The sequence below is a fragment of the Streptomyces sp. A18 genome, from assembly GCF_059026065.1.
Map to the genome: position 1 here is coordinate 112,861 of NZ_JBWLKL010000015.1, position 21,585 is coordinate 134,445.

Sequence of the window (21,585 nt, forward strand, 5' to 3'; positions counted from 1 at the left end):
GATATGAAGCTCGCAGTGGTCGGCGGAGGGTCGACCTACACACCCGAACTCATCGACGGATTCGCGCGGTTGAGGGACACCCTGCCGATCGAGGAACTCGTCCTCGTCGACCCCGCCGCCGACCGTCTCGAACTCGTCGGCGGGCTCGCCCGCCGCATCTTCGCCAAGCAGGGGCACCCCGGCCGCATCGTCACCACGTCCGACGTGGACGCGGGCGTCGCGGACGCGGACGCGGTCCTGCTCCAGTTGCGCGTCGGCGGACAGGCCGCCCGCAACCAGGACGAGACGTGGCCCCTGGAGTGCGGCTGCGTCGGCCAGGAGACCACCGGCGCGGGCGGCCTCGCGAAGGCCCTGCGCACGGTCCCCGTCGTCCTCGACATCGCCGAGCGCGTACGGCGCACGAACCCGAACGCCTGGATCATCGACTTCACCAACCCGGTCGGCATCGTCACGCGGGCGCTGCTCCAGGCCGGGCACAAGGCGGTCGGCCTGTGCAACGTGGCGATCGGCTTCCAGCGGAAGTTCGCGAAACTGCTCGACGTCGCGCCGGGCGAGGTGCACCTCGATCACGTGGGGCTCAATCACCTGACGTGGGAGACGGGCGTACGTCTCGGGGGCCCGGACGGCGAAAACATCCTCCCCAAGCTGCTCGCCGAGCACGGTGACGCGGTCGCGGCCGACCTGCGCATGCCGCGTGAGATCGTCGACCGGCTCGGCGTCGTGCCCTCGTACTACCTGCGCTACTTCTACCAGCACGACGCCGTGGTGGAGGAGCTGCGGACCAAGCCGTCGCGTGCCGCCGAAGTGGCCGAGATGGAGCGCGAGTTGCTGAAGATGTACGGCGATCCGACGCTCGACGAGAAGCCGGAGCTGCTCGCCAAGCGCGGCGGCGCCTTCTACTCGGAGGCGGCCGTGGACCTGGCGGCCTCGCTGCTCGGCAACGGGGGCAGCCCGTACCAGGTGGTGAACACCGTCAACAACGGCACACTGCCGTTCCTGCCGGACGACGCCGTCATCGAGGTGCAGGCCACGGTCGACGGCACGGGCGCCAAGCCCCTCGCGGTGCCGAAGCTCGACCCGCTGTACGCCGGGCTCATCGCCAACGTCACCGCGTACGAGGACTTGGCGCTCCGGGCCGCGCTGCACGGCGGTCGCGACCGCGTCTTCAAGGCGCTGCTCGCCCACCCCCTGGTCGGCCAGTACGCGTACGCGGAGCAGCTCACCGACCGCCTCGTCGCGCACAACCGGGAGCACCTGGCGTGGGCGTGAGCACGAGCGTGCTCGCGATCGACGCGGGCAACAGCAAGACCGACGTCGCGGTGATCGCGGCCGACGGCACCGTCGTCGGCGCGGCACGCGGCGGCGGGTTCCAGCCGCCCCAGGTCGGCGTGGAGGCCGCGGTGGACGTCCTGGAAGAGGCGGTGACGCGGGCCCTGGCCGAGGCGGGCACCGCCTCGGTGGGGCATGTGTCCGCCTGCCTCGCCAACGCCGATCTGCCGGTCGAGGAACGGGAGTTGGCCCAGGCCCTGCGCAAACGCGCGTGGGGTGCTTCGGTCGACGTACGCAACGACACCTTCGCCATCCTGCGGGCCGGCCTCCTGGAGGACGCCGAGCCGCGGGGCGTGGCCGTGGTGTGCGGCGCGGGCATCAACTGCGTGGGCATGCTGCCCGACGGACGCACCGCCCGCTTCCCCGCCATCGGCCGGATCTCCGGCGACTGGGGCGGCGGGGGCGGCCTGGCCGAGGAGGCGCTGTGGCACGCGGCGCGGGCCGAGGACGGCCGCGGAGAGGTGACCGCGCTGCGCGAGGCACTGCCCGCGCACTTCGGCCTGCCCTCCATGTACGCGCTGATCGAGGCCCTGCACCTGGGCGCCATCGCTCCCGTCCGGCGGCACGAGCTGACGCCGGTGCTCTTCGCCACGGCGGCCGCGGGCGACGCGGTGGCACGCTCGCTCGTGGACCGCATGGCCGACGAGGTCGTCGCCATGTCGACCGTGGCCCTCGACCGCCTCGGCCTGCTCGACGAGGAGGCCCCGGTACTGCTCGGCGGCAGCGTCCTCGCCGCCCGCCATCCGCAACTGGACGACCGCATCCGGGAGTTGCTGGCCGGCCGGGCGCCCAAGGCGGTGGCCCGGGTGGTCGCCGCCCGGCCCGTGCTCGGCGCGGCGCTGCTCGGCCTCGACCAGGTGGGGGCGCCCACCGGAGTGCACGCGCGCGTGCGGGGGCACTACGAGAGTGACGCGGGGGTCCGGAGCGGCTGAGTTCGGCGGCGCGGAGTTCGTGGGCCCGGGAGGGAACCGAACCGCACTGAATCGCGTATTCAAGGGCAGGGGTGGTGTGCGATCTTCGCCTGACCCGGGCGGGGGGTCGGGGGGCGGGGTGATCCGGACGCCGTGATCCGGACACGATGATCCGAACAAGATCCAGTCAATGCCTGTGCGGATGTCAGTCCCTGCGGCAATACTTGCGGCCGTGCACCTCTGCCCGCGCAGCGCCCGCCGGGTGGAAGTGGACGTCCGATGACCAAGGGGGAGGTCGAGGTCGAGGTGACATACCCGCCGAACGGCAGTGCCGCGCCGCCTGGACAGGCCGCGCCGACGATGCCCGCCGTCCCGCCGCAGGCGGGGCCGGGTTCCGCGGCGCCCGCGGAACCCGGACAGGCCGCGGCGCCCCGCAGGCCCGCGTGGGTCGAGGGCCGCGACCGGCTGCGCGCCGCGGCGACCACGGAGCCGGGCAAGCTGCGGATCATCGGCGCCGTCCTCGCCCTGCTCGTCGTGGCGTTCGGTGCGGTCACCACCTGGCAGATGTCGGACCGTTCGGCCGCCGCGAGCAGTGTCCTGAACCGCAGCCAGCCGCTGAGCGACGACGCCGCGGCCATCTACCGCTCGCTCGCGGACGCCAACACGGCCGCGTCCAGCGGCTTCCTGGCAGGCGGTCAGGAACCGGCCGACGTGCGCGACCGGTACAACGAGGACATCGATCGCGCCTCCGAGAAGCTGGCGAACGCGGCGTCGAACGCGGGATCGGGCTCATCGGCCGCCGACTCGGTGAGCAAGCTGAACAAGCTGCTCCCGGAGTACACCGGCCTGATCGAGCGCGCCCGCGCGAGCAACCGCCAGGGCCTCCCCCTGGGCGGCGCCTATCTGCGGTACGCGAACGACAAGATGCAGACCCAGATGCTCCCCGCCGCCGAACAGCTCTACACGGCGGAGAAGGAGCGCCTCAACTCGGACTACGACGACGCGAAGCCCTACCCGTGGATCGCCATCGCCCTCGGCCTGCTCGCACTCGGCGCCCTGTTCTGGGCCCAGCGCCGCAACTACCGCCGGACGAACCGCGTGTTGAACCACGGACTGGTCGCCGCGACCGCCGCCGCCACGGTCGTCCTGCTCTGGCTGGTCGCCGGGCACACGTTCGCCCGCGCGGGACTCAATGAGTCGTACGAAGAGGGCGTGAAGTCCCTGAACGTCCTGAACGACGCCCGCATCAGCTCGCTCAAGGCCCGCAGCAACGAAAACCTCACGCTGGTCAGCCGCGGCGCGGAGACCGTCGAGGTCGGCGCCGAGAAGACGGTCAAGGACAAGTTCGACGTCGCCTACCAGGAGCAGATGAAGCAGCTCGGCAGCGCCGACAGCGGACTGCTCGGCCGGGCCGTGGCCATCGCCGACAACGACGCGGGCAAGAACCCGGTCGAGGCCGCCGCGAAGAACGTGGGGGTCTGGAAGGACCGGCACAAGACCGCGCGGGACAGCGACGACGCGGGCGACTACCAGGGAGCGCTCGCCAAGGTCGTCGGCGACAAGAGCGACGAACCCACCGGTGAGTGCTTCGACAACGTCGACGCGGCACTCGAAGAGGCGCTGGGCCACGAGCAGAACGAGTTCGAGCAGGCGGCCAAGGACGGCAAGGGAGCAATGACCGGACTCCCACAGGGCGCCGCAGTGCTGGCGGTCCTCGCCGCCGCGGGTGCCGTCCTCGGCATCGGGCGCAGGCTGTCGGAGTACAGGTGAGAGGGGGCGAGCGGACGATGCGTACGCGAGGACTTGCGAGGCTGCGCGGCTGGGGTGGAGCTGCCGCCATGGCGGTGGCCTGCGCGCTCACGGGCTCCCTCGTGCTCGTGCTGCCCGAGGCGGGCGGCGCGGACCAGGCCGGCGGCGGCGCGGACCGCGGCTCCCAGGGTTCCGCGGCGGCCGCTCCCGCGCGCGCCGAGGAGTGCGAGAGCCCGGAGGCGAGCCTGTCGCCCGACGACAAGGACGGCCCGACGATCGAGGCCATCCGCGACCGCAAGGTCAAGAAGCTCATCGTCGGCGTCGACCAGAACAGCTACCGCTGGGGCTACCGCGACCCGAACAAGGCGACCGCGACCCTCGAAGGCTTCGACATCGACCTCGCGCACGAGATCGCCGAGGAGATCCTCGGCGACCGGGACGCCGTGCTCTTCCGCGCCATCCCCACCAACCAGCGCGTCAAGGCGATACAGAGCGGCCAGGTCGACATGGTCGTGCGGACGATGACGATCACCTGCGACCGCGAGAAGGAAGTCTCCTTCTCCACCGCCTACTTCAAGACCGGCCAGCAGGTCCTCGCCCCCAAGTCCTCGAAGATCACCGGGTTCGACGACACACTGGACGGCAAGAAGGTCTGTTCCGCGAAGGGTTCCACGGCACTGGCCCAGCTGGAGGAGCTCAAGAAGAAGGGCCTGGATGCCGACATCGGGACTACGGTCCCGAACCAACTCGACTGCCTGGTAAGGCTCCAGCTCGGCGAGGTGGACGCCGTCGTGACCGACAGCGCACTGGCCGCCAGCCAGGCCGCGCAGGACCCGACGGTCGAGCTCAAGGGCGACGCACCGCTCAACACCGAGTACTACGGCGTGGCGATGAAGAAGCCGGAGAAGGGCGAGGACGACCTGGTGCGGCGGGTCAACCAAGTCCTGGAGGACTACCGCAAGAGCGGATGGCAGAAGTCGTACGAGAAATGGCTGGAGCCGGCCCTCGGCGAATCAGCGGGACCGCCCGCACCGAAGTACAACGACTGAGCCGGACCGTGCACAGCAACGCAGAGCGGAGAGGTGATCGATGAGCGTCGCGGGACCCCCCGGTCCTGTGATGGACCGGGACGAGGTGGACCGTGCGCTGGCGCGGCTCGACGCCGAGCACGAGGCGATCGAGACCTCACTCCTCGCCCTTCAGGATCACGCCGGCCGCCGGCTCCTCGAAGGCGCCGGCCTCACCGGCACCACACAGGAGCGCTGGCACTCCACCGAGCAGCAAATCACCCTGCTCTGGGCCTACTTCGACGCGTACGCCGCCGCCCTGCGCACGGCGCACGAGGTGCGGGCCCGCAGACGCTGGCCGAACAGGGACGACCTGGTGGAGCTGACCGAGCTGCTGCGCGGCGAGAGCGTCACCGTCGCCGGCGGCGCCGCCCCCGCGCCGTCGGCCTCGATCACGGGACCCGCCAAGCTCACCGAACGCTTCACGCTCATCGAGCTCGTCGCGCGGATGAACGACCTGTACGCGCACTCGCTGGACATGGTCGTCGCCGCCGACTCGGTCTGGTCCGCGCTGCCCGCCCGGATCGACCTCCTCTCCGCCGAACTGCAGCGCACCCGCCAGCTCGCCCACTCCGTGGGGGTACGCCCCGGTGAGCACCCGGCGGGCGACGACCTGGAGCGGATCACCTCGGAGCTGACGCTCCTGCGCGAGCAGGTGATCTCCGATCCGCTGGCCTTCTGGCAGCCCGCGCCCGGCAGTTCGGCGCCCGGCGGCGGCCGCCCGCACACCGAGCGGTACGACCGTGAGGCCCGCGCCCTGGAGGACGTGCGCCGTGAGATCGACGCGGTGCTCACCGTCCGGCAGGACGCGGAGCTTCGCCTGGGCAGGCTCCGTGACGTGCTCTCGCGCGCGGACCGCACGCTGGCCGAGGCACGCTCCGCGCGCGGCGAGGTCCTCGCCAAGATCGCCGCGTCCGAGGTGCCCGCCGTCAGCGGTCCGTCGACCGCGCTGCAGGAGCAGCTGGCCATGGCGTCCGACTACCGCAGGCACGCCCAGTGGCACCGGCTCTCCCCGCTCCTGGAGTCCCTCGAGGAGAAGGCCGAGGACGAACTCCTGCGCGCCCGTGAGTCGTTGACCGCCGTCACGCAGCCCCTCGCTGTCCGCGCTGAGCTGCGCGGGCGCCTGGACGCGTACAAGGCGAAGGTCGCCCGGCTCGGCCACGCGGAGGACCCGCTCCTGATCGAGCGGTACGACGCGGCGCGCCGGATGCTGTGGAGCGCGCCCTGCGATCTGCGCGTCGCCGAACAGGCGGTGCTTCGTTATCAGCAGGCGGCCGCCGAAGTCCTTGCATCGAGGGTCCCGCAACAGGGCGGTCCCACCGACCGGAGGGGGGAAGCATGAGTGAGCAGCGGAAGTGCCAGCGACCCGGATGCACAGGGTCGTACGAGGACGTGGGCGGCGGCGAGCTGTACTGCGACACCTGCGGCCTGGCCCCGGTCGTCTCGCCGACGGGCATGGTGTCCTCTCCCCCGACCGGCATCACCGGCGGCGGCAAGGGCTCGGGCAGCAGCAGCTCCCGGTCGAGTTCGCGCTCCTCTTCCCGCTCGGCGCGCTCCCAGTCCTCGCGCCGCTCGGTGTCGGGGCGGCTCTCGCGTTCGCTGTCCGGGAGTTCCACCTCCCGCTCGGTCTCGGTGCGCAGCTCCGGCTCCGGTGCGGGCACATCGGCCCGCAGCAGGCTGGGCATCGGCCTCGTGCAGGTGCCCGAGGTGCCGCGCCCCGATCCGCGCAAGGCGGTGCAGGAGAACCCCGAGGTTCCCGAGCGGAAGCGGTTCTGCTCGCGCTCGGACTGCGGGGCGCCGGTGGGCCGCGCGCGCGGGGACCGGCCCGGCCGCACGGAGGGGTTCTGCACCAAGTGCGGCCACCCGTACTCGTTCGTGCCGAAGCTGAACGCGGGCGACATCGTGCACGGGCAGTACGAGGTCGTGGGCTGTCTCGCGCACGGCGGCCTCGGCTGGGTGTATCTCGCCGTCGACCGCGCGGTCTCCGACCGCTGGGTGGTCCTCAAGGGTCTGCTCGACACGGGCGACCAGGACGCGATGGCCGCCGCGATCTCCGAGCGCCGCTTCCTCGCCGAGATCGAGCACAGCAACATCGTCCGCATCTACAACTTCGTGGAGCACCTCGACCAGCGCACGGGCTCCATGGACGGCTACATCGTCATGGAGTACGTCGGCGGCAAGTCCCTCAAGGAGATCGCCAACGAACGCCGCACGGCGCAGGGCAAGCGCGACCCGCTGCCCGTCGAACAGGCCTGCGCGTTCGGCATCGAGGCCCTTGAGGCCCTCGGCCATCTGCACAGCCGCAATCTCCTGTACTGCGACTTCAAGGTCGACAACGCCATCCAGACCGAGGACCAGCTCAAGCTGATCGACATGGGCGCGGTCCGCCGCATGGACGACGACGAGTCGGCCATCTACGGCACGGTCGGCTATCAGGGCCCCGAAGTAGCCGATCTCGGCCCGTCGGTGGCCTCCGACCTGTACACGGTGGCGCGCACCCTGGCGGTGCTCACCTTCGACTTCCAGGGCTACACGAACGTCTTCGTGGACTCCCTGCCGGACCCCGACAACATCGAGGTCTTCCGTACGTACGAGTCGTTCTACCGGCTGTTGGTGCGCGCCACGGACCCGGACCCGGCCCGCAGGTTCGCATCGGCGCAGGAGATGGCGGAGCAGCTCACGGGCGTCCTGAGGGAGGTCGTGGCCCTCCAGACGGGCCGGCCGCGGCCCGCGCTCTCCACGCTGTTCGGGCCCGAGGTGAAGGTCACGGACACGGAGCTGTTCGCCGAACTCACCGGTGATGTCTCACAGTTCGGGGTACGCGTGCTGCCCGCGGGGCGGCGCAAGGGCCGCCCCGAGCTGACGGCGGGCAACGGCCGGGGCCAGGCCAACGGCGCCCCGGCGCTCCCGCCGCCCGTGGCGCCGCCCGCGCTTCCCGCCGCTGAGCAGGGTGCACAGCCGGGTACACAGCCGGGCATTCAGCAGGCCGTTCCTCCGGCCGCCCCGCCGGCCCGAATCGTCCGCCCGCTCGACGCGCCCGCGACGGCCCTGGCGCTGCCGGTGCCGCGCGTCGACCCGAACGACCCGAACGCCGGTTTCCTCGCCGGGCTCATGGCCTCCGCGCCCGCCGAGCTGATCACCGCGCTGGGGGCCGCGCCGAACGACTCCGTGGAGCTGCGCCTGCGCGGGCTCCGCGCCCGCCTGGCCATGGGCGAACCGGCGCCCGCCGCGGAGGCGTTGACCGAGCTGGAGGCCCAGCATCCGGACGACTGGCGGGTGGTCTGGTACCGGGGCGTGGCCTCACTGGCGACCGGTGACCACGAGAACGCGGCGCTCTCCTTCGACGCCGTGTACGACGCGTTCCCCGGCGAGCCCGCGCCCAAGCTGGCGCTGGGCGTCTGCGCGGAGGTCCTGGAGCAGCTGGACAACGCGGCCGAGTACTACCGCCTCGTATGGGCCACCGACCCGAGCTATGTCAGCGCGGCGTTCGGCCTGGCCCGCGTACAGCTGGCGTCGGACGACCGGCGCGGCGCCGTGCACACCCTGGAGTCGGTGCCCGAGGCCTCGATCCACTACACGGCGGCCCGCGTCGCCGCGGTGCGGGCGAGGCTGCGGCACCGTATGACGTTGGACACCGCGCCGTCTCCCGGCAGCACCTTCCTCGACGACCTGACGGCGGCGGCGGGGCAGGTCGAGGCCCTCGCGGGCTTCGGACTTGACGCGGTACGCCGTGAGCGGCTCTCCACCGAGGTCCTTGGCACCGCGTTGGACTGGGTACTCTCCGGTAGGCACTCTGGTCACGCCTCCGCTCCACCGGCAGCACCCGCTGCACCGGCGGGCGGCTCGCGGACCGTGCTGCTCGGCAGCGACCTGGACGAGCGCGGCCTCAGGTTCGGCCTGGAGCGCTCGTACCGAACGCTTGCCCGGCTCGCACAGGGTGGCGAGGAGAGGATCGAACTGGTGGAACGGGCCAACCGTTTCCGCCCTCGGACGTGGGTGTGAAGATGTCGCAGATGCACCAGCAGACTGCCGGGGCAGGTTCCACGTGCCCCGGCTGCGAAGAGCCGCTGGAATCGGGTGACCTGTTCTGCGGCGCGTGCGGGTTCGACCTGTCGGCGCAGCCGGCCGGGTCGGACGACCGCCCCACCGTCGCGATGAACGGCTCGTCGTCGGCGCCACCGCCCGACGCGTCGTCGCAGTGGCCCATCGCCCCGGACGTGGACAGCTCCGACATGCCGGTGCCCGTGCACCTGCCCACCGACCTGCCGGTCACGGAGTCGTCGGGCGGCGAGCACTCCCCGAACGCGGGGGACGCGCGGGCCGTACGGACGGACGCCCCCGTCGAGCGCCCCGTCGAGCCGGACGAGTACCCCCTGCCGGCCCCCGGCGTCCCCGGCGGCCCGCCGGAGCCCGAGCCCGCCGACCCCCGCACGGTCCTGTCCGACCCCACGCCGCCCGCGGGCACCAAGCTCTGCGTGGCGTGCCGTTCGGGCCGCGTCGACCCGGACGGGTACTGCGAGAACTGCGGGCACGCCCAGCCGCGCGAGCGCGACCACATGGAGCAGGAGCTCGACGCGGTCGCCGCGGTCAGCGACCGCGGCCTGCGCCACCACCGCAACGAAGACGCGTTCGCCATCTCCTCGGCGGCGCTGCCGGACGGCTCCCCCGCCGTCGTCGCGATCGTCTGCGACGGCGTCTCGTCCGCGACCCGCCCCGACGAGGCCTCGCTCGCCGCGTCACGCGCGGCCAACGAGTCGCTGCTCGCCGCCCTGCCGCGCGGCACGCACCCGCAGCAGGCCATGCACGACGCGATCCTGTCCGCCTCCGACGCGGTCAACGCCCTTGCCGCGGAGCCCACTCAGGCCAGGGAGCACTCCCCGCACCAGAACGCGCCCGCGTGCACGCTCGTCGGCTCGATCGTCGCCGGTGGCCTGCTGGTCGTCGGCTGGGTCGGCGACAGCCGCGCGTACTGGGTCCCCGACGACCGCACCGGCCCGACCGTCCGTCTCACCGAGGACGATTCGTGGGCGGCGCAGATGGTGGCCGCGGGCCTGATGAACGAGGCGGAGGCGTACGCGGACGAGCGCGCGCACGCCATCACGGGCTGGCTCGGCGCCGACGCGTACGAACTGGAGCCGCACACCGCTTCCTTCAAGCCGGACCGTGCGGGTGTAGTGGTGGTGTGCACGGACGGGCTCTGGAACTACGCGGAAGCGGTGGAGGACATGGCACGGGCCGTGCCCGTCGATTCCGCCCTGCGCCCGCTGCACAGCGCCCAGGTCCTGGTCGGCCACGCACTGGACGGCGGGGGCCACGACAACGTAACAGTGGCGATTCTGCCGTTCCGTGTGGTGCCGCAAGGGGCAGGATCGGCCTAGCGGAGGGCCCATGACGGGCCCCCACGCGCACTCGTCACCCACCGGCTTGGGGAAGCCGGTGGGAACGGAACGTCTTGAGAACGTACAGGGGGAGCAGAGATCCATGGCCAACTTCTCGAAGTCGAACGTGCCGCAGTTCTCGGTCGACGTGTACCAGAACGAGTACCTCCCGGAGGACGGCCGCGAGGTCAACGCGATCGCCACGGTCACCTCGACCGGCGGCGGCACGGTGGGATCAGCGGTGAGCGCCCCGCACCTCTACTCGGCGGGGCAGACCCCGGACGCGGCCGTGGCGATCATGGTCGACTGCTCCGGCTCGATGGACTACCCGCCGACGAAGATGCGCGGCGCCCGCGACGCCACGTCCGCCGCGATCGACGCCGTACGTGACGGAGTCCACTTCGCGGTGATCGGCGGCACCCATGTCGCCAAGGAGGTCTATCCGGGCAACGGCCGCCTCGCGGTCGCGGGCGCGGAGACCCGGGGGCAGGCCAAGCAGGCCCTGCGCAAGCTCAGCGCGGGCGGCGGCACGGCGATCGGCACCTGGCTGCGCCTCGCCGACCGGCTCCTGGCCTCGGCCGACGTCTCGATCCGGCACGGAATCGTGCTGACGGACGGCCGCAATGAACACGAGTCACCCGAGGACCTGCAGGCCTCTCTGGACGCCTGCGCGGGCCGCTTCACCTGCGACGCCCGCGGTGTCGGCACGGACTGGGAGGTGAAGGAGGTCACAGGGATAGCCTCCGCGCTCCTCGGCACCGCCGACATCGTCGCCGACCCGGCGGGGCTCTCCGCCGACTTCACGCAGATGATGGAGGCGGCGATGGGCAAGGAGGTCGCCGACGTCAGCCTGCGGCTGTGGACACCGCTGGGCGTGGAGATCAAGTTCGTCAAGCAAGTGGCGCCCACGGTCGAGGAGTTGACCGACCGCCGCACGGAGGCGGGACCGCGCGCGGGCGACTACCCCACGGGGTCCTGGGGCGACGAGTCCCGCGACTACCACATCTGTGTCGAGGTGCCGAACGCCGAGCTCGGCCAGGAGATGCTCGCGGCCCGTGTCTCGCTGATCGTCCCGCAGCCGGACGGCAGCGCCCAGACGCTCTCGCAGGGCCTGGTGCGGGCCGTGTGGACGGACGACATGTCCGCTTCTACGTCGATCAACCCTCAGGTGGCGCACTACACGGGCCAGGCGGAACTGGCTCAGGTGATCCAGCAGGGACTCGACGCGCGCAAGTCGGGCGATATGGATGGAGCAACGGCCAAACTGGGTCGTGCCGTTCAGCTCGCCAGTGCCTCGGGCAACGAGGACACCGCGAAGCTGCTTTCGAAGGTGGTCGACGTGGTCGATGCCGTGGCAGGTACTGTTCGATTGAAGGCGAGGGTCGCCGAGGCCGACGAGATGACTCTCGAGACACGGTCCACGAAGACTGTTCGCGTGAAGAAGTAACAGCGTGAAGAAGTAGCACCACCCAAAGCCATCAGTAGCCCCACAGCAGCACGTACGGCCCTCAGGGCCGGAGAAGGAGAGGGGGAAGCGCCGACATGCCGACCTGCCCGAACGGACACCAGTCGGGTTCCGACGACTGGTGCGAGGTCTGCGGTCACCGCATGGCCGGTGCCGTGCCGCCGCCTCCCCCGCCGCCCCCGGCCGCTCCCGGCTACGGCTATCCGCCGCCGGGCCCCGGCCAGGACCCCGGTTATCCGCAGCAGGACCCCGGATACCCGCAGCAGCAGGCCCCCGGCCGGCCGCACCTGTCGGCGGTCCCGGACCAGGCCGCCGAGGCCGAGCTCTGCCCGCAGTGCCGCACGCCCCGCGAGGCGAACGCGCCGTTCTGCGAGGAGTGCCGCTGGAACTTCCTGACGAACACGGCGACCTCGTACACCCCGGCCGCCCCGCACCCGCCCGCGTCGAACCCGGCGCAGCAGTTCCAGCAGCACGGCGGCCAGCAGCCCCAGGGCACCCAGCCGGGCCAGGACCCGTTCGGTTACCAGGGCTCGCGCCCTTCGCAGATGAACCGGCCCGCCGAGCCGATCCCGCCGTTCGGCAACGGCAACGGCAACCCGTCGGGCCAGGTGCCCCCGCCGTACAACGGCGAGGGCCCGGTGCCGCCCTTCGGCGGCGACCAGTCAGGGCAGCCCCCGCAGGGGTTCCAGCAGCAGGGCCCGCCGGCGCCGCCCGCGTTCCCGCAGGACACGGGGGCTCCGCCGCCCGCGCCCCAGCCGAGTCCGTCGGCGCCTCCGGGCCCGGCCTTCGGCACGGACGACGACTGGGTGCTCTCGCCGCCGTCGTCGTCCGCTCCGGGCCCCGGCGCACCGCAGACCCCCGACCAGGGCGGCTGGGGCCATCAGCAGCCGGGTCAGCAGCCCGGCCGGCAGACGCAGGCGCCGCAGGGCCCTCCCGGCTACCAGGCGGTGCCCGGTCCCAGCACCGGCACGGTCTCCTGGTCGGCGACGATCGGTCCTGACCGCGAGTACTTCATGGCGATGATGCACCGCAGCGGCCCCGAGGCCTCGGGCCTGAACCTGCCCGCGTACTCGCCCGAGCAGCAGCGCCCGCTGGCCGGCAACCAGATCACCATCGGCCGCCGCCGCCACTCCACCGGAGACACCCCGGACATCGACCTGTCCGTGCCGCCGGAGGACCCGGGCGTATCGCACCAGCACGCGGTCCTGGTCCAGCAGCCGGACGGCACCTGGGCGGTCGTCGACCAGAACTCGACCAACGGCACCACGGTCAACAACGGCGAGGAGCCCATCCAGCCGTTCGTCCCGGTGCCGCTCCAGGACGGCGACCGGGTGCATGTGGGCGCCTGGACGACGATCACGATCCGGCACAGCTGAGGATCACCGCACAGGGGCTCACGCGAGTGGCCAGGCGTACGGCCCTTCGGGGTCGTCGAGCCAGGCCCACTCGTGCGGCCCGCTGACGGTGACGCCGAACCGCTCGCGCACCGGCCGGTCCTCGCGCTGCCACAGGGCGAGGACCTCATAGGGATCGAGGCTCCCGGCCGTCAGCTCGAGCAGGAAGCGGAAGAGCTCGTTCTGCAGGGCCCTGCGCGGCAGCCCCCCGAGGTGCTGCTCGTGCGGGGCCCTTCTGCTGCCTCCGCGCAGCGGCACGAAGTACGCGGGGGTGTGCAGGAAGCGGCCCTCGGCGTGCTCGGCGTCCCGCACCGTAAGGGCGATCAGACCGGTGGCGAGCGGGGTGAGGATGCGGGCTCCCGGGCGGCTCTGGGCCAGCCAGGGCCGCGGCACGGAGGTCAGGGTGCAGGTCGCGATGATCCGGTCGTACGGGGCGCGCTCGGGGCACCCCGCGGTGCCGTCCCCGGTGACGACGGCCGGGTGGTACCCGGCGGCCGTGAGATGCCGCCGCGCGGACTCGGTGATCTCCGGGTCCAGGTCGACGGTGGTGACGTGCTCCTCGCCGACCCGGTGGGCGAGGAGGGCCGCGTTGTAGCCGGTGCCCGCGCCGATCTCCAGGACGTCGCAGTCCCCGTCGCGCAGATCGAGCTCCTCCAGCATCTTCGCCATCAGGGAGGGCTGGCTGCTGGACGAGAGCAGCTCGCCGTCGCGTACGCGGGTGGCGAGCGGGGCGTCCGCGTAGGCGCCGCGCAGCCAGCGTGCCCGGCGTTCGGGATCGGGGTCCTCTCCCCACAGGCGTTCGTGGCCACCGCCCGACGAGGCCACGTAGTAGTACGGAACGAACAGGTGCCGCGGGACGTGCCGGAACGCCGCCCGCAGCTCGGGGTCCCGCTCCCAGGCGCCGCTGGCCTCGATCTCGCGGACCAGAGCGGCTCCGGCCTCCGCGGCGAGAAGGGGGTCGACTGTGGGTCCCATATAGCCACTGTGCTGCGGTATGGCCCCCGATGCGAGCGGCAGGACGTACCGATCCGGAGGAGATCGGTCCCGATCCGGCAGCCGAAGATCCCGATGTGCGGACCGTGGGTCCTAAGTCCTCCATCCTCGGTCGTCCCGTCTGAGACCATGGACGGTGTGAATGAGATCCCGCGCGGCACGCTTCAAGAGCAGACCTTCTACGAACAGGTCGGCGGCGAGGAGACCTTCAGGCGCCTGGTGCACTTCTTCTACCAGGGGGTCGCGGAGGACCCGCTGCTGCGGCCGATGTACCCGGAGGAGGATCTGGGCCCGGCCGAGGAGCGCCTCGCGCTGTTCCTGATGCAGTACTGGGGCGGTCCTCGAACGTACAGCGACAACCGCGGCCACCCCCGGCTGCGGATGCGGCACGCCCCGTTCACCGTGGACAGGGCCGCGCACGACGCCTGGCTGAAGCACATGCGGACCGCCGTCGAGGAGCTGAAGCTCTCCGAGGAGCACGAGCGGACGCTGTGGAACTACCTGACGTACGCGGCGGCGTCCATGGTCAACTCCGAGGGCTGACGGCTCTTCCCGCTCTCCCCGCCCCCCTTCCCGTACTGCCTGCACTCTGAAAGCATCCGTACAGACTTTCGGGGGCGAAAGGCGTACGGCACGGGCACGGGGGGTCGCGGGGCTGTGACGGGGTTCGTTTTTCTGCGCGTGCGCGCGCATCGGCTCCTGCTGGCCGCCGCGCTCCTCGTGGTGCTCCTGACCACGGCTGTCCTGGCCACGCTCACGGCGTTCTCCGGCTCCATCGGCGACGTGGCCCTGCGGCACAGCCTGCGGACGAGCTCGGCGGCACAGGCCTCACTCGTCGTGCGGGCCCAAGTCCCGCCCGGCACGCAGAAGTCGGCGGACCGGGCGGTGCGTGACGCCGCGCGGCGCACCTTCGACGGGCTGCCGGTGGGGCTGCGCTCCCTGGCCCGCTCGGGGTCCTACGCACTGCCGGGCGCCCAGCGGGGCGCCGAACCGGACCTCACCCATTTCGCGGCGCTCGACCGGTCCAGGGTCCTTCTGACGAAGGGGAGTTGGCCTTCTCCGTACGCGAAGTCGCACCACGGAGCACCGGTGGAAGTGGCTCTCCCCGAAGCCGCCGCCACCCGTCTGAAGCTCGGCCCCGGCTCCGCCCCGCTCACCCTCACCGACCGGCTCACCGGACCGCGGATCACCGTCCGGGTGACGGGCGTGTACCGCCCTGCCGACCCCACCGAGCCCTACTGGCAACTGGACGACCTCGGCGGCCGCGGTGTGCGCGAGAGCGTCTTCCTGACGTACGGGCCGCTGCTGGCCGACCCCACTGTTCTGGGGCACGTCTCGGCGGACCGTACGCAGTGGCTGGCCACGGCGGACTTCCGCACCATGACCACGGACCGCGTCGACGCACTGCGGGAAGCGGCGAAGAGCGGTCCGGCCGCCGTGGTGAAGTCCCGTTCCCTGGGCGGAAGTCCGAACGCGAGCACCGCACTCCCGGAGGTCCTTGACCGAGCCGAGCGCGCGCTCCTGGTGTCCCGCTCGACGCTGCTCATCGTCGCCCTGCAGCTGATCATGCTCGCCGGGTACGCGCTGCTGCTCGTGGCCCGGCTGCTCGGCAGGGAACGCGGCGGCGAGACGGGCCTGCTCCTCGCGCGCGGCGGCTCGCGCGGCCGGGTGGTCTGGCTCGCCACGGCAGAGGCACTGCTCCTCGCGCTGCCGGCCGCGCTGCTCGCGCCGCTGCTCGCGGGCCCGCTGACCCGACTGCTCGCGGGGCAGGGCGCGCTGGCCCGGACGGGAGTGCGGCTCGACGGGACTGCGGGCGCCCAGGTGTGGCTGATCGGCGTGGTCGCGGCGCTCGGGTGCGCGCTCGCCGTGGTCGCACCCGCCCTGTCGGCCGACACCGGGTCGTTGCGGCGGACACGGGCCGCCGCGCTGCCCGCACCGCTGCGGGCGGGCGCCGACGTGGGCCTCCTGGTGGTCGCCGCGGTGGCCTACTGGCAGTTGGACGGCAGGACATCCGGCTCGGGCGCGCTGAGCGGCGACGGCGCGGGTGCGCTGGGCATCAACCCGCTGCTGGTGGCCGCGCCCGCCCTCGCGCTCCTCGCGGGCACGGTCGTGACGCTGCGCCTGCTGCCGCCCGCCGCGCGGCTGGCCGAGCGGCAGGCGGCGCGGGGGCGCGGGCTGCCCGGAGCGCTCGCCGGCTGGCAGTTGAGCCGCCGCCCGCTGCAGGGCGCGGGTCCCGTGCTGCTGCTGGTTCTCGCCGTGGCGATGGGCATGTTGGCGATCGGCCAGAGCGCGTCCTGGGACCGCTCGCAGGAGGACCAGGCGGACTTCAGGGCCGGTACGCAGATCAGGGTGCTCGGCAGCCGGGTCCCGGAGCAGAGGCAGCCCGAGGTCTACGCGTCCCTGCCGGGCGTGCGGGAGGCCGCACCCGTCGCACGCTCCATGATGGACCTCTCGGACAACCGCCGGGCGACCGTGCTCGCGCTTGACGGCGCGCGGGCGATGCCGGGGCTGCTGATCCGTGCCGGCCGCGGGGAGCGGCAGGCGATGGCCGAGGCCTTGAGGTCGCCGAAGCCCGGGGCGGTCGTCACCGAGCGGTTCCTGCGCTCCAGCGGGGCCGAGGTGGGCTCCCGGGTCGATGTGCCGCTGGGCGGCCGTTCGTTGCGGGTGACCGTCGTCAAGGCCGTGGCGGAGCTGCCGACCACGGGTGCGGCCGATGGGCTTCAGGGCGCGGACGCTTCGGACGGCGGGGCTCTGCTCCTGGACCTGCCGGGCGTGAACACGCTGCTCAAGAAGGACGGTGAGGCGCCCCTGCTGCCCACGGAATGGTGGCTCACCACCCGCACCGGCGCATCCGCGCAGGCGGCCGATGTCCTGCGGGACCGCCCCGACATCGACCCCGAACAGGTCCTGGTCCGCGACGAGATCGCGGCCGAGCTGCGCGACGACCCCCTGGGCGCGGGACCGCAGTCCGCACTGCTCGCCGTGGCGGTGGTGGCGGCCGCGCTGGCCGCGGTGGGCTTCGCCGTGAGCGCGGCGGGTTCGCTGCGGGAGCGCTCGGCGGAGTTCGCCGTGCTGCGCGCGCTCGGCGCCCCGCGCCGTCAACTGGCCCGCCTGATCGCGGCGGAGCAGGGTTTGCTGCTCGGTCTCGCCCTGGTGGTGGGCGTGGCCATCGGTGCGGTCCTGACCCGGGCGGTCGTCCCCTTGATCGTCCTCACCGGCGAGGCCACCCAGCCGGTGCCGCCGGTCCTGGTGGAGCTGCCGCTCCCCCACGTGGTCACGCTCCTCGCGGCGACGGCGGCCGTGCCCCTCCTGATCATCACGGCCCTCGCCCTGCGCCGGGGAGACCCGACGGTGTCGCTGCGCCACGACGGAGGCAACTGACGTGCCCCCCGCCCCCGTCGCCCCCTGGACCCGCACCCGCCTGCGCGCCGCGCCACTGCCCGCACTCGCGCTCGCGCTGCTCGTGTTCGCCACCGCGTTCCTCGCCGCTGTCTTTCCGCGCGCCGTCGACACGTATGAGAGCAAAGGGGTACGGAGCGCGGTCGCCGAAGCCGGGGCCGCGCGCACCGGCATCGAGCTCGGCGCGCCAGCCCCCGGGCTCGACGCGGACCAGCGGGAGCGGGAGAAGGCGCTGCGGGCCACCGGCCTGCAGTGGCAGTACCGCAAGGTCGTGGCGGCCATGCCCCGGCCGATTCGCGTCGACCGCACGCAGTCCGCGTACGGCGCGCAGACCCTCAAGCCGCCCGAGGGGCTGGACCGTTGGCTGCCCCGCCCCGACTCGATCGCCCCGCAGTTCACCCTGGCCGCGCAGGCCGATGTCAACACCCACGCGCGCGTACGCGAAGGACGGCTCCCCCAGGGCGAGGGGCTGACCTCGGACAGCCTCCGGGTCGAGGCCGCGGTGACCGCGGACACCGCCCGCGCCCTGAAGCTTCGGACCGGCTCCGCCCTCCATGTGAACTCCGTGCTCGGCGAGCGCGTCACCGTACGGATCACCGGGATCGTCGAACCCCGGCGGCCCAAGGGCGCCTACTGGTCGTACGACCCGATCCTGCGCAGCCCCGCGCTGATCGACGTGCGGAGCGGCAACGCCCAGGAGCCGAAGAGGCGTTGGCACGCCGCTCTGCTCCTCGCGCCCGATGCGGGGCCGTTCCTGCCCGCCGTCGACCAGAACCCGCAGCGGTACTGGCGCGTCGCCCCCGACCCCGGTGCCCTGACCTCCCGCGAGCTGCCCGCCCTGAAGCAGCGCATCGCCTCGCTCGAAGGCGGGCCGTTGCGCGCCGAGTTGCGCGGCTTCACGCATCACGACGCGCTGGTCTCCACCGACCTCGACAAGGTCCTGGCCGGGTACGAGGAGCTGCGCGGCGCCGTGACGCCGATCGTCGCGGTGGCCGCGTACGGCATCGGAGGGGTGGCCGCCGTCGTCCTCCTGATGACCTGCTCGCTCACCGCCGTACGACGGCGGAGCGAACTCGCGCTGCTCCGGGCGCGCGGTGCGTCCGTGCGCGGTGTGACGGTACGGCTGCTCGCCGAGACGTCCGTGGTGGCGGTGCCCGCCGCCGCGCTGGGGCTGCTGCTCGCGCTCCTCGCCGTGCCGCACGCCCGCGCGTGGCCTCCGGTGGTGGCGGCGGCCGGGGTGTGCGTGCTCGCCTGCGCCGCGCTCCCGGTCCGTGCGGCTCTCACGCACCGCAGGCCGCGGGCGCACGGGGGCCGCGACGATCTCGTGGCGGCGCGCCCTTCGCGGCGCCGCACGGTGGCCGAACTGGTGCTGCTCGTCCTGGCCGTGGGGGCGGTGGCGACGCTGCGGCAGGGCGGTCTCGGAGGTTCCGCGGGTGCGGGCGGCGCCGGTGATCAAGGCGGTGCGGGCGACTCCGCGAGCTGGCTGGTCAGTGCTGCGCCCCTCCTCGTCGGCGGTGTCGCCGCGCTCCTTCTCGTCCGGCTCCATCCACTGCCCTTGCGCCTCTTCGCGCGCCCACTGGCACGACGCCGCGGCGCCGTCGGGTTCCTGTCCGCGGCGAGCGCGGGCCGCGCGTCCGCCGCTCAGGCACTGCCGCTGCTCGCCTTGCTGCTCGCCCTGACGACGGCGGCGTTCGGCGGCTCCGTGCTGACCGGCATCGCCGACGCCCGTGACCGCACGGCACTCCTCGCGGTGGGCGCGGACGTCCGCGTCGACCGCGCCGACGGGAACCTGCCCGCCGGGCTCGCCGGCGAGATCCGCAGGGTGCCGGGCGTGGGCGAGGTCGCGGCCGTCCACATCGACTGGTATCTGCGGCTCCCGGACCAGTCGACCGCCCCCTTGGTCGCGGTCGACCCCGCCGTCTACGCACGCCTCACACGCACCACGGGTCTCGGCCCGCTCAGGGAGGACGAATTGGCGGCACCTCAGGGGGAGTTGGTGGGCCCCGAGGGCGGGTCGGCGGCACCCGGCGGCCGCCGCGCCACCCTTCCCGCCGTGGCGTCGCCGGATGTGGCCCGCAGGCTCGGCGAGGGCCCGCACACCTTCCGTACCCCCACCGGGACCTTCAAGGCGGCGGTCGGAGCGGTCCGGGACGGCACCCCCGCCCTCCCCACCGGCAGTGCGTTCCTCCTGATCGACCGGCGCGTTCTCGACCACCCGGAGGACACCGCTCTCCTGGCCACCGGCGCCTCCGGGCAGCGGATCGACACGGCGGCCCTGACCAGGTCGGCGCGGGCCGCGGGCGCCGACGTCGACGCGACGTTCCGCGCCGCCGAGCGCGCCTCGCTGACCGACTCCCCGATCCAGTCGGGCGCCGAGCGCATCTACACGGCGGCGGTCGCGGCAGGCGCGGGGTACGCCGTCCTTGCCGTCCTGCTCGCCCTCCTGCACTCCGCCCCGCAGCGGGCCGCGCTCCTCGCCAGGCTGCGCACCATCGGCCTGAGCAGGGGCCAGGGCCGCCGCCTGCTGGTCCTTGAGTCGCTGCCGCAGGCGCTGCTCGCGGCGGGCGGCGGGGTGCTGTCGGCCGTGGCCGCCATCACCCTGCTCGCACCCGGGGTCGACCTGGCCCATGTCGCCCTCGCGGCCCGCGGCAGGCTCGCGGAGCTCGGCGATGTGACGCTGCGGGCCGATCCGTGGTCCTTGCTGCTGCCCGCCGTGGGTGTGGTGGTCCTCACGGCGGGGGTCGCTTTCGTACAGGCGTGGTGGATCGCGCGGCGCACGGCCGCGACCGAGCCGAAGACAGGAGACACCGGATGACAGCCAGGACACCCTCCATGGACACCGTGTCGTCACTCGCGGAGCTGGAGGCGCGGGCCACAGCCCACCGCGACCGCCCCGCGTACGGCCATGACGCGCTGATCACCTGCGATCGCCTGGTCCGCGTCTTCTCCACGGACGGCGTCGAGGTGCAGGCGCTCCAGGGACTCGATCTCCTGGTCCGCGAGGGGGAGTTGATGGCTCTGGTCGGCGCGTCGGGCAGCGGCAAGTCGACGCTGATGAACATCCTCGCCGGGCTCGACGAGCCGACCGCGGGCGCGGCACGGGTCGCGGGCCGCGATCTCCTGACGATGGGCGCGAAGGAGCGGCTGGGCTACCGCAGGGATGTCGTCGGTTTCGTGTGGCAACAGACGGCACGCAATCTGCTGCCGTATCTGACGGCCGCACAGAATGTGGCGCTGCCCATGCAGTTGAAGGGAGGGGCGAGGGGGCGCCGTCGGGCGACCCGCGCACGGAGGGCCGAACACGCCGCGCAGCTCCTGGAGTTGATGGCGGTGTCCGACATCCGCGACCGGCGTCCGCATCAGCTTTCCGGCGGCCAGCAGCAGCGTGTCGCCATCGCGGTGGCACTCGCCAACAACCCCTCGGTCCTGCTCGCCGACGAACCCACCGGCGAGTTGGACTCGCACACCGCCGAGCAGATCTTCGCCGCCTTCCGCACGGCGAACGAGGAGCTGGGCACCACCATCGTCGTCGTCACCCACGACCAGGCGGTCGCCTCCGAGGTCCGCCGCACGGTCGCCATCCGTGACGGCCGCACCTCGACGGAGGTCCTGCGCCGCACGGAGGTGGACGCGTCGACGGGCCAGGAGTCCGTGACCTCCCGCGAGTACGCGATGCTGGATCGCGCGGGACGCCTCCAACTGCCCGCCGAATACACGGCGGCGCTGGACATGCGGGACAGGGTGGCGCTGGAGCTCGAACGGGATCACATCGGGGTATGGCCGGACGACCGGCAAGCGGGCGACGCGGACGATCGGCGCGTACGTGACGTGGACGGTCACGCAGGCGACTGACGCGGACGATCGCGGGCGACTGACACGGACGCTCCCGCAGGCGACTGA

Annotated in this window: 14 protein-coding genes; 13 read left to right on the forward strand and 1 reads right to left on the reverse strand. The window is 72.9% G+C overall.

Annotated elements, in window-relative coordinates:
• The first annotated feature begins 3 nt into the window (after positions 1-3).
• The 9 genes from AC5P1C_RS23710 (at position 4) to AC5P1C_RS23750 (ending at position 13,275) form a co-directional block, all read left to right on the forward strand.
• A complete protein-coding gene (locus AC5P1C_RS23710) occupies positions 4-1,269 on the forward strand; it encodes a 6-phospho-beta-glucosidase (protein ID WP_493867915.1) in 1,266 nt (421 codons plus the stop codon).
• Positions 1,260-2,261: an N-acetylglucosamine kinase gene (locus AC5P1C_RS23715; RefSeq protein WP_493867916.1), complete on the forward strand. Its 1,002-nt coding sequence runs from the start codon at positions 1,260-1,262 to the stop codon at positions 2,259-2,261. The genes AC5P1C_RS23710 and AC5P1C_RS23715 overlap by 10 nt, the downstream gene beginning before the upstream one ends.
• Before the next feature lie 258 nt (positions 2,262-2,519).
• On the forward strand, positions 2,520-4,010 hold the full coding sequence (locus tag AC5P1C_RS23720) for a GlnX family signal transduction membrane protein (RefSeq protein ID WP_493867917.1): 1,491 nt from the start codon (positions 2,520-2,522) through the stop codon (positions 4,008-4,010).
• Positions 4,011-4,027: 17 nt separating this feature from the next.
• On the forward strand, positions 4,028-5,038 hold the full coding sequence (locus tag AC5P1C_RS23725) for a glutamate ABC transporter substrate-binding protein (RefSeq protein ID WP_493867918.1): 1,011 nt from the start codon (positions 4,028-4,030) through the stop codon (positions 5,036-5,038).
• A gap of 40 nt (positions 5,039-5,078) precedes the next feature.
• Entirely contained in the window at positions 5,079-6,398 is a 1,320-nt protein-coding gene (locus AC5P1C_RS23730; protein WP_493867919.1) for a coiled-coil domain-containing protein, read from the forward strand.
• Positions 6,395-9,058 carry a serine/threonine-protein kinase gene (locus AC5P1C_RS23735; protein ID WP_493867920.1) on the forward strand — a complete coding sequence of 888 codons (2,664 nt, stop codon included), beginning with the start codon at positions 6,395-6,397 and terminating at the stop codon, positions 9,056-9,058. Before AC5P1C_RS23730 ends, AC5P1C_RS23735 begins: the two co-directional genes overlap by 4 nt.
• 2 nt (positions 9,059-9,060) lie before the next feature.
• Positions 9,061-10,434 (forward strand): PP2C family protein-serine/threonine phosphatase, encoded by a 1,374-nt coding sequence (locus tag AC5P1C_RS23740; RefSeq protein WP_493867921.1) that lies wholly within the window; start codon positions 9,061-9,063, stop codon positions 10,432-10,434.
• 103 nt (positions 10,435-10,537) lie between these two features.
• Complete coding sequence (locus AC5P1C_RS23745; protein WP_493867922.1) at positions 10,538-11,881, forward strand: VWA domain-containing protein; 1,344 nt, start codon at positions 10,538-10,540, stop codon at positions 11,879-11,881.
• 95 nt (positions 11,882-11,976) lie between these two features.
• A complete protein-coding gene (locus tag AC5P1C_RS23750) occupies positions 11,977-13,275 on the forward strand; it encodes an FHA domain-containing protein (protein WP_493867923.1) in 1,299 nt (432 codons plus the stop codon).
• Between the two features lie 18 nt (positions 13,276-13,293).
• Here the strand turns inward: AC5P1C_RS23750 and AC5P1C_RS23755 are convergent, their stop codons facing one another.
• The gene (locus tag AC5P1C_RS23755; protein WP_493867924.1) at positions 13,294-14,268 is read right to left on the reverse strand and encodes a methyltransferase domain-containing protein; all 975 of its coding nucleotides are present in this window, start codon (positions 14,266-14,268) and stop codon (positions 13,294-13,296) included.
• Between the two features lie 147 nt (positions 14,269-14,415).
• Here AC5P1C_RS23755 and AC5P1C_RS23760 point away from each other — a divergent pair, with 147 nt between their 5' ends.
• The 4 genes from AC5P1C_RS23760 (at position 14,416) to AC5P1C_RS23775 (ending at position 21,537) form a co-directional block, all read left to right on the forward strand.
• On the forward strand, positions 14,416-14,829 hold the full coding sequence (locus AC5P1C_RS23760; protein WP_493867925.1) for a globin: 414 nt from the start codon (positions 14,416-14,418) through the stop codon (positions 14,827-14,829).
• Between the two features lie 114 nt (positions 14,830-14,943).
• Positions 14,944-17,667 carry an FtsX-like permease family protein gene (locus AC5P1C_RS23765; RefSeq protein WP_493867926.1) on the forward strand — a complete coding sequence of 908 codons (2,724 nt, stop codon included), beginning with the start codon at positions 14,944-14,946 and terminating at the stop codon, positions 17,665-17,667.
• 1 nt (position 17,668) lies between these two features.
• Positions 17,669-20,500 (forward strand): FtsX-like permease family protein, encoded by a 2,832-nt coding sequence (locus tag AC5P1C_RS23770; RefSeq protein ID WP_493867927.1) that lies wholly within the window; start codon positions 17,669-17,671, stop codon positions 20,498-20,500.
• A 17-nt stretch (positions 20,501-20,517) separates the two neighbouring features.
• Positions 20,518-21,537, forward strand: a complete 1,020-nt coding sequence (locus AC5P1C_RS23775; RefSeq protein ID WP_493867960.1) for an ABC transporter ATP-binding protein — start codon at positions 20,518-20,520, stop codon at positions 21,535-21,537.
• Positions 21,538-21,585 lie beyond the last annotated feature (48 nt).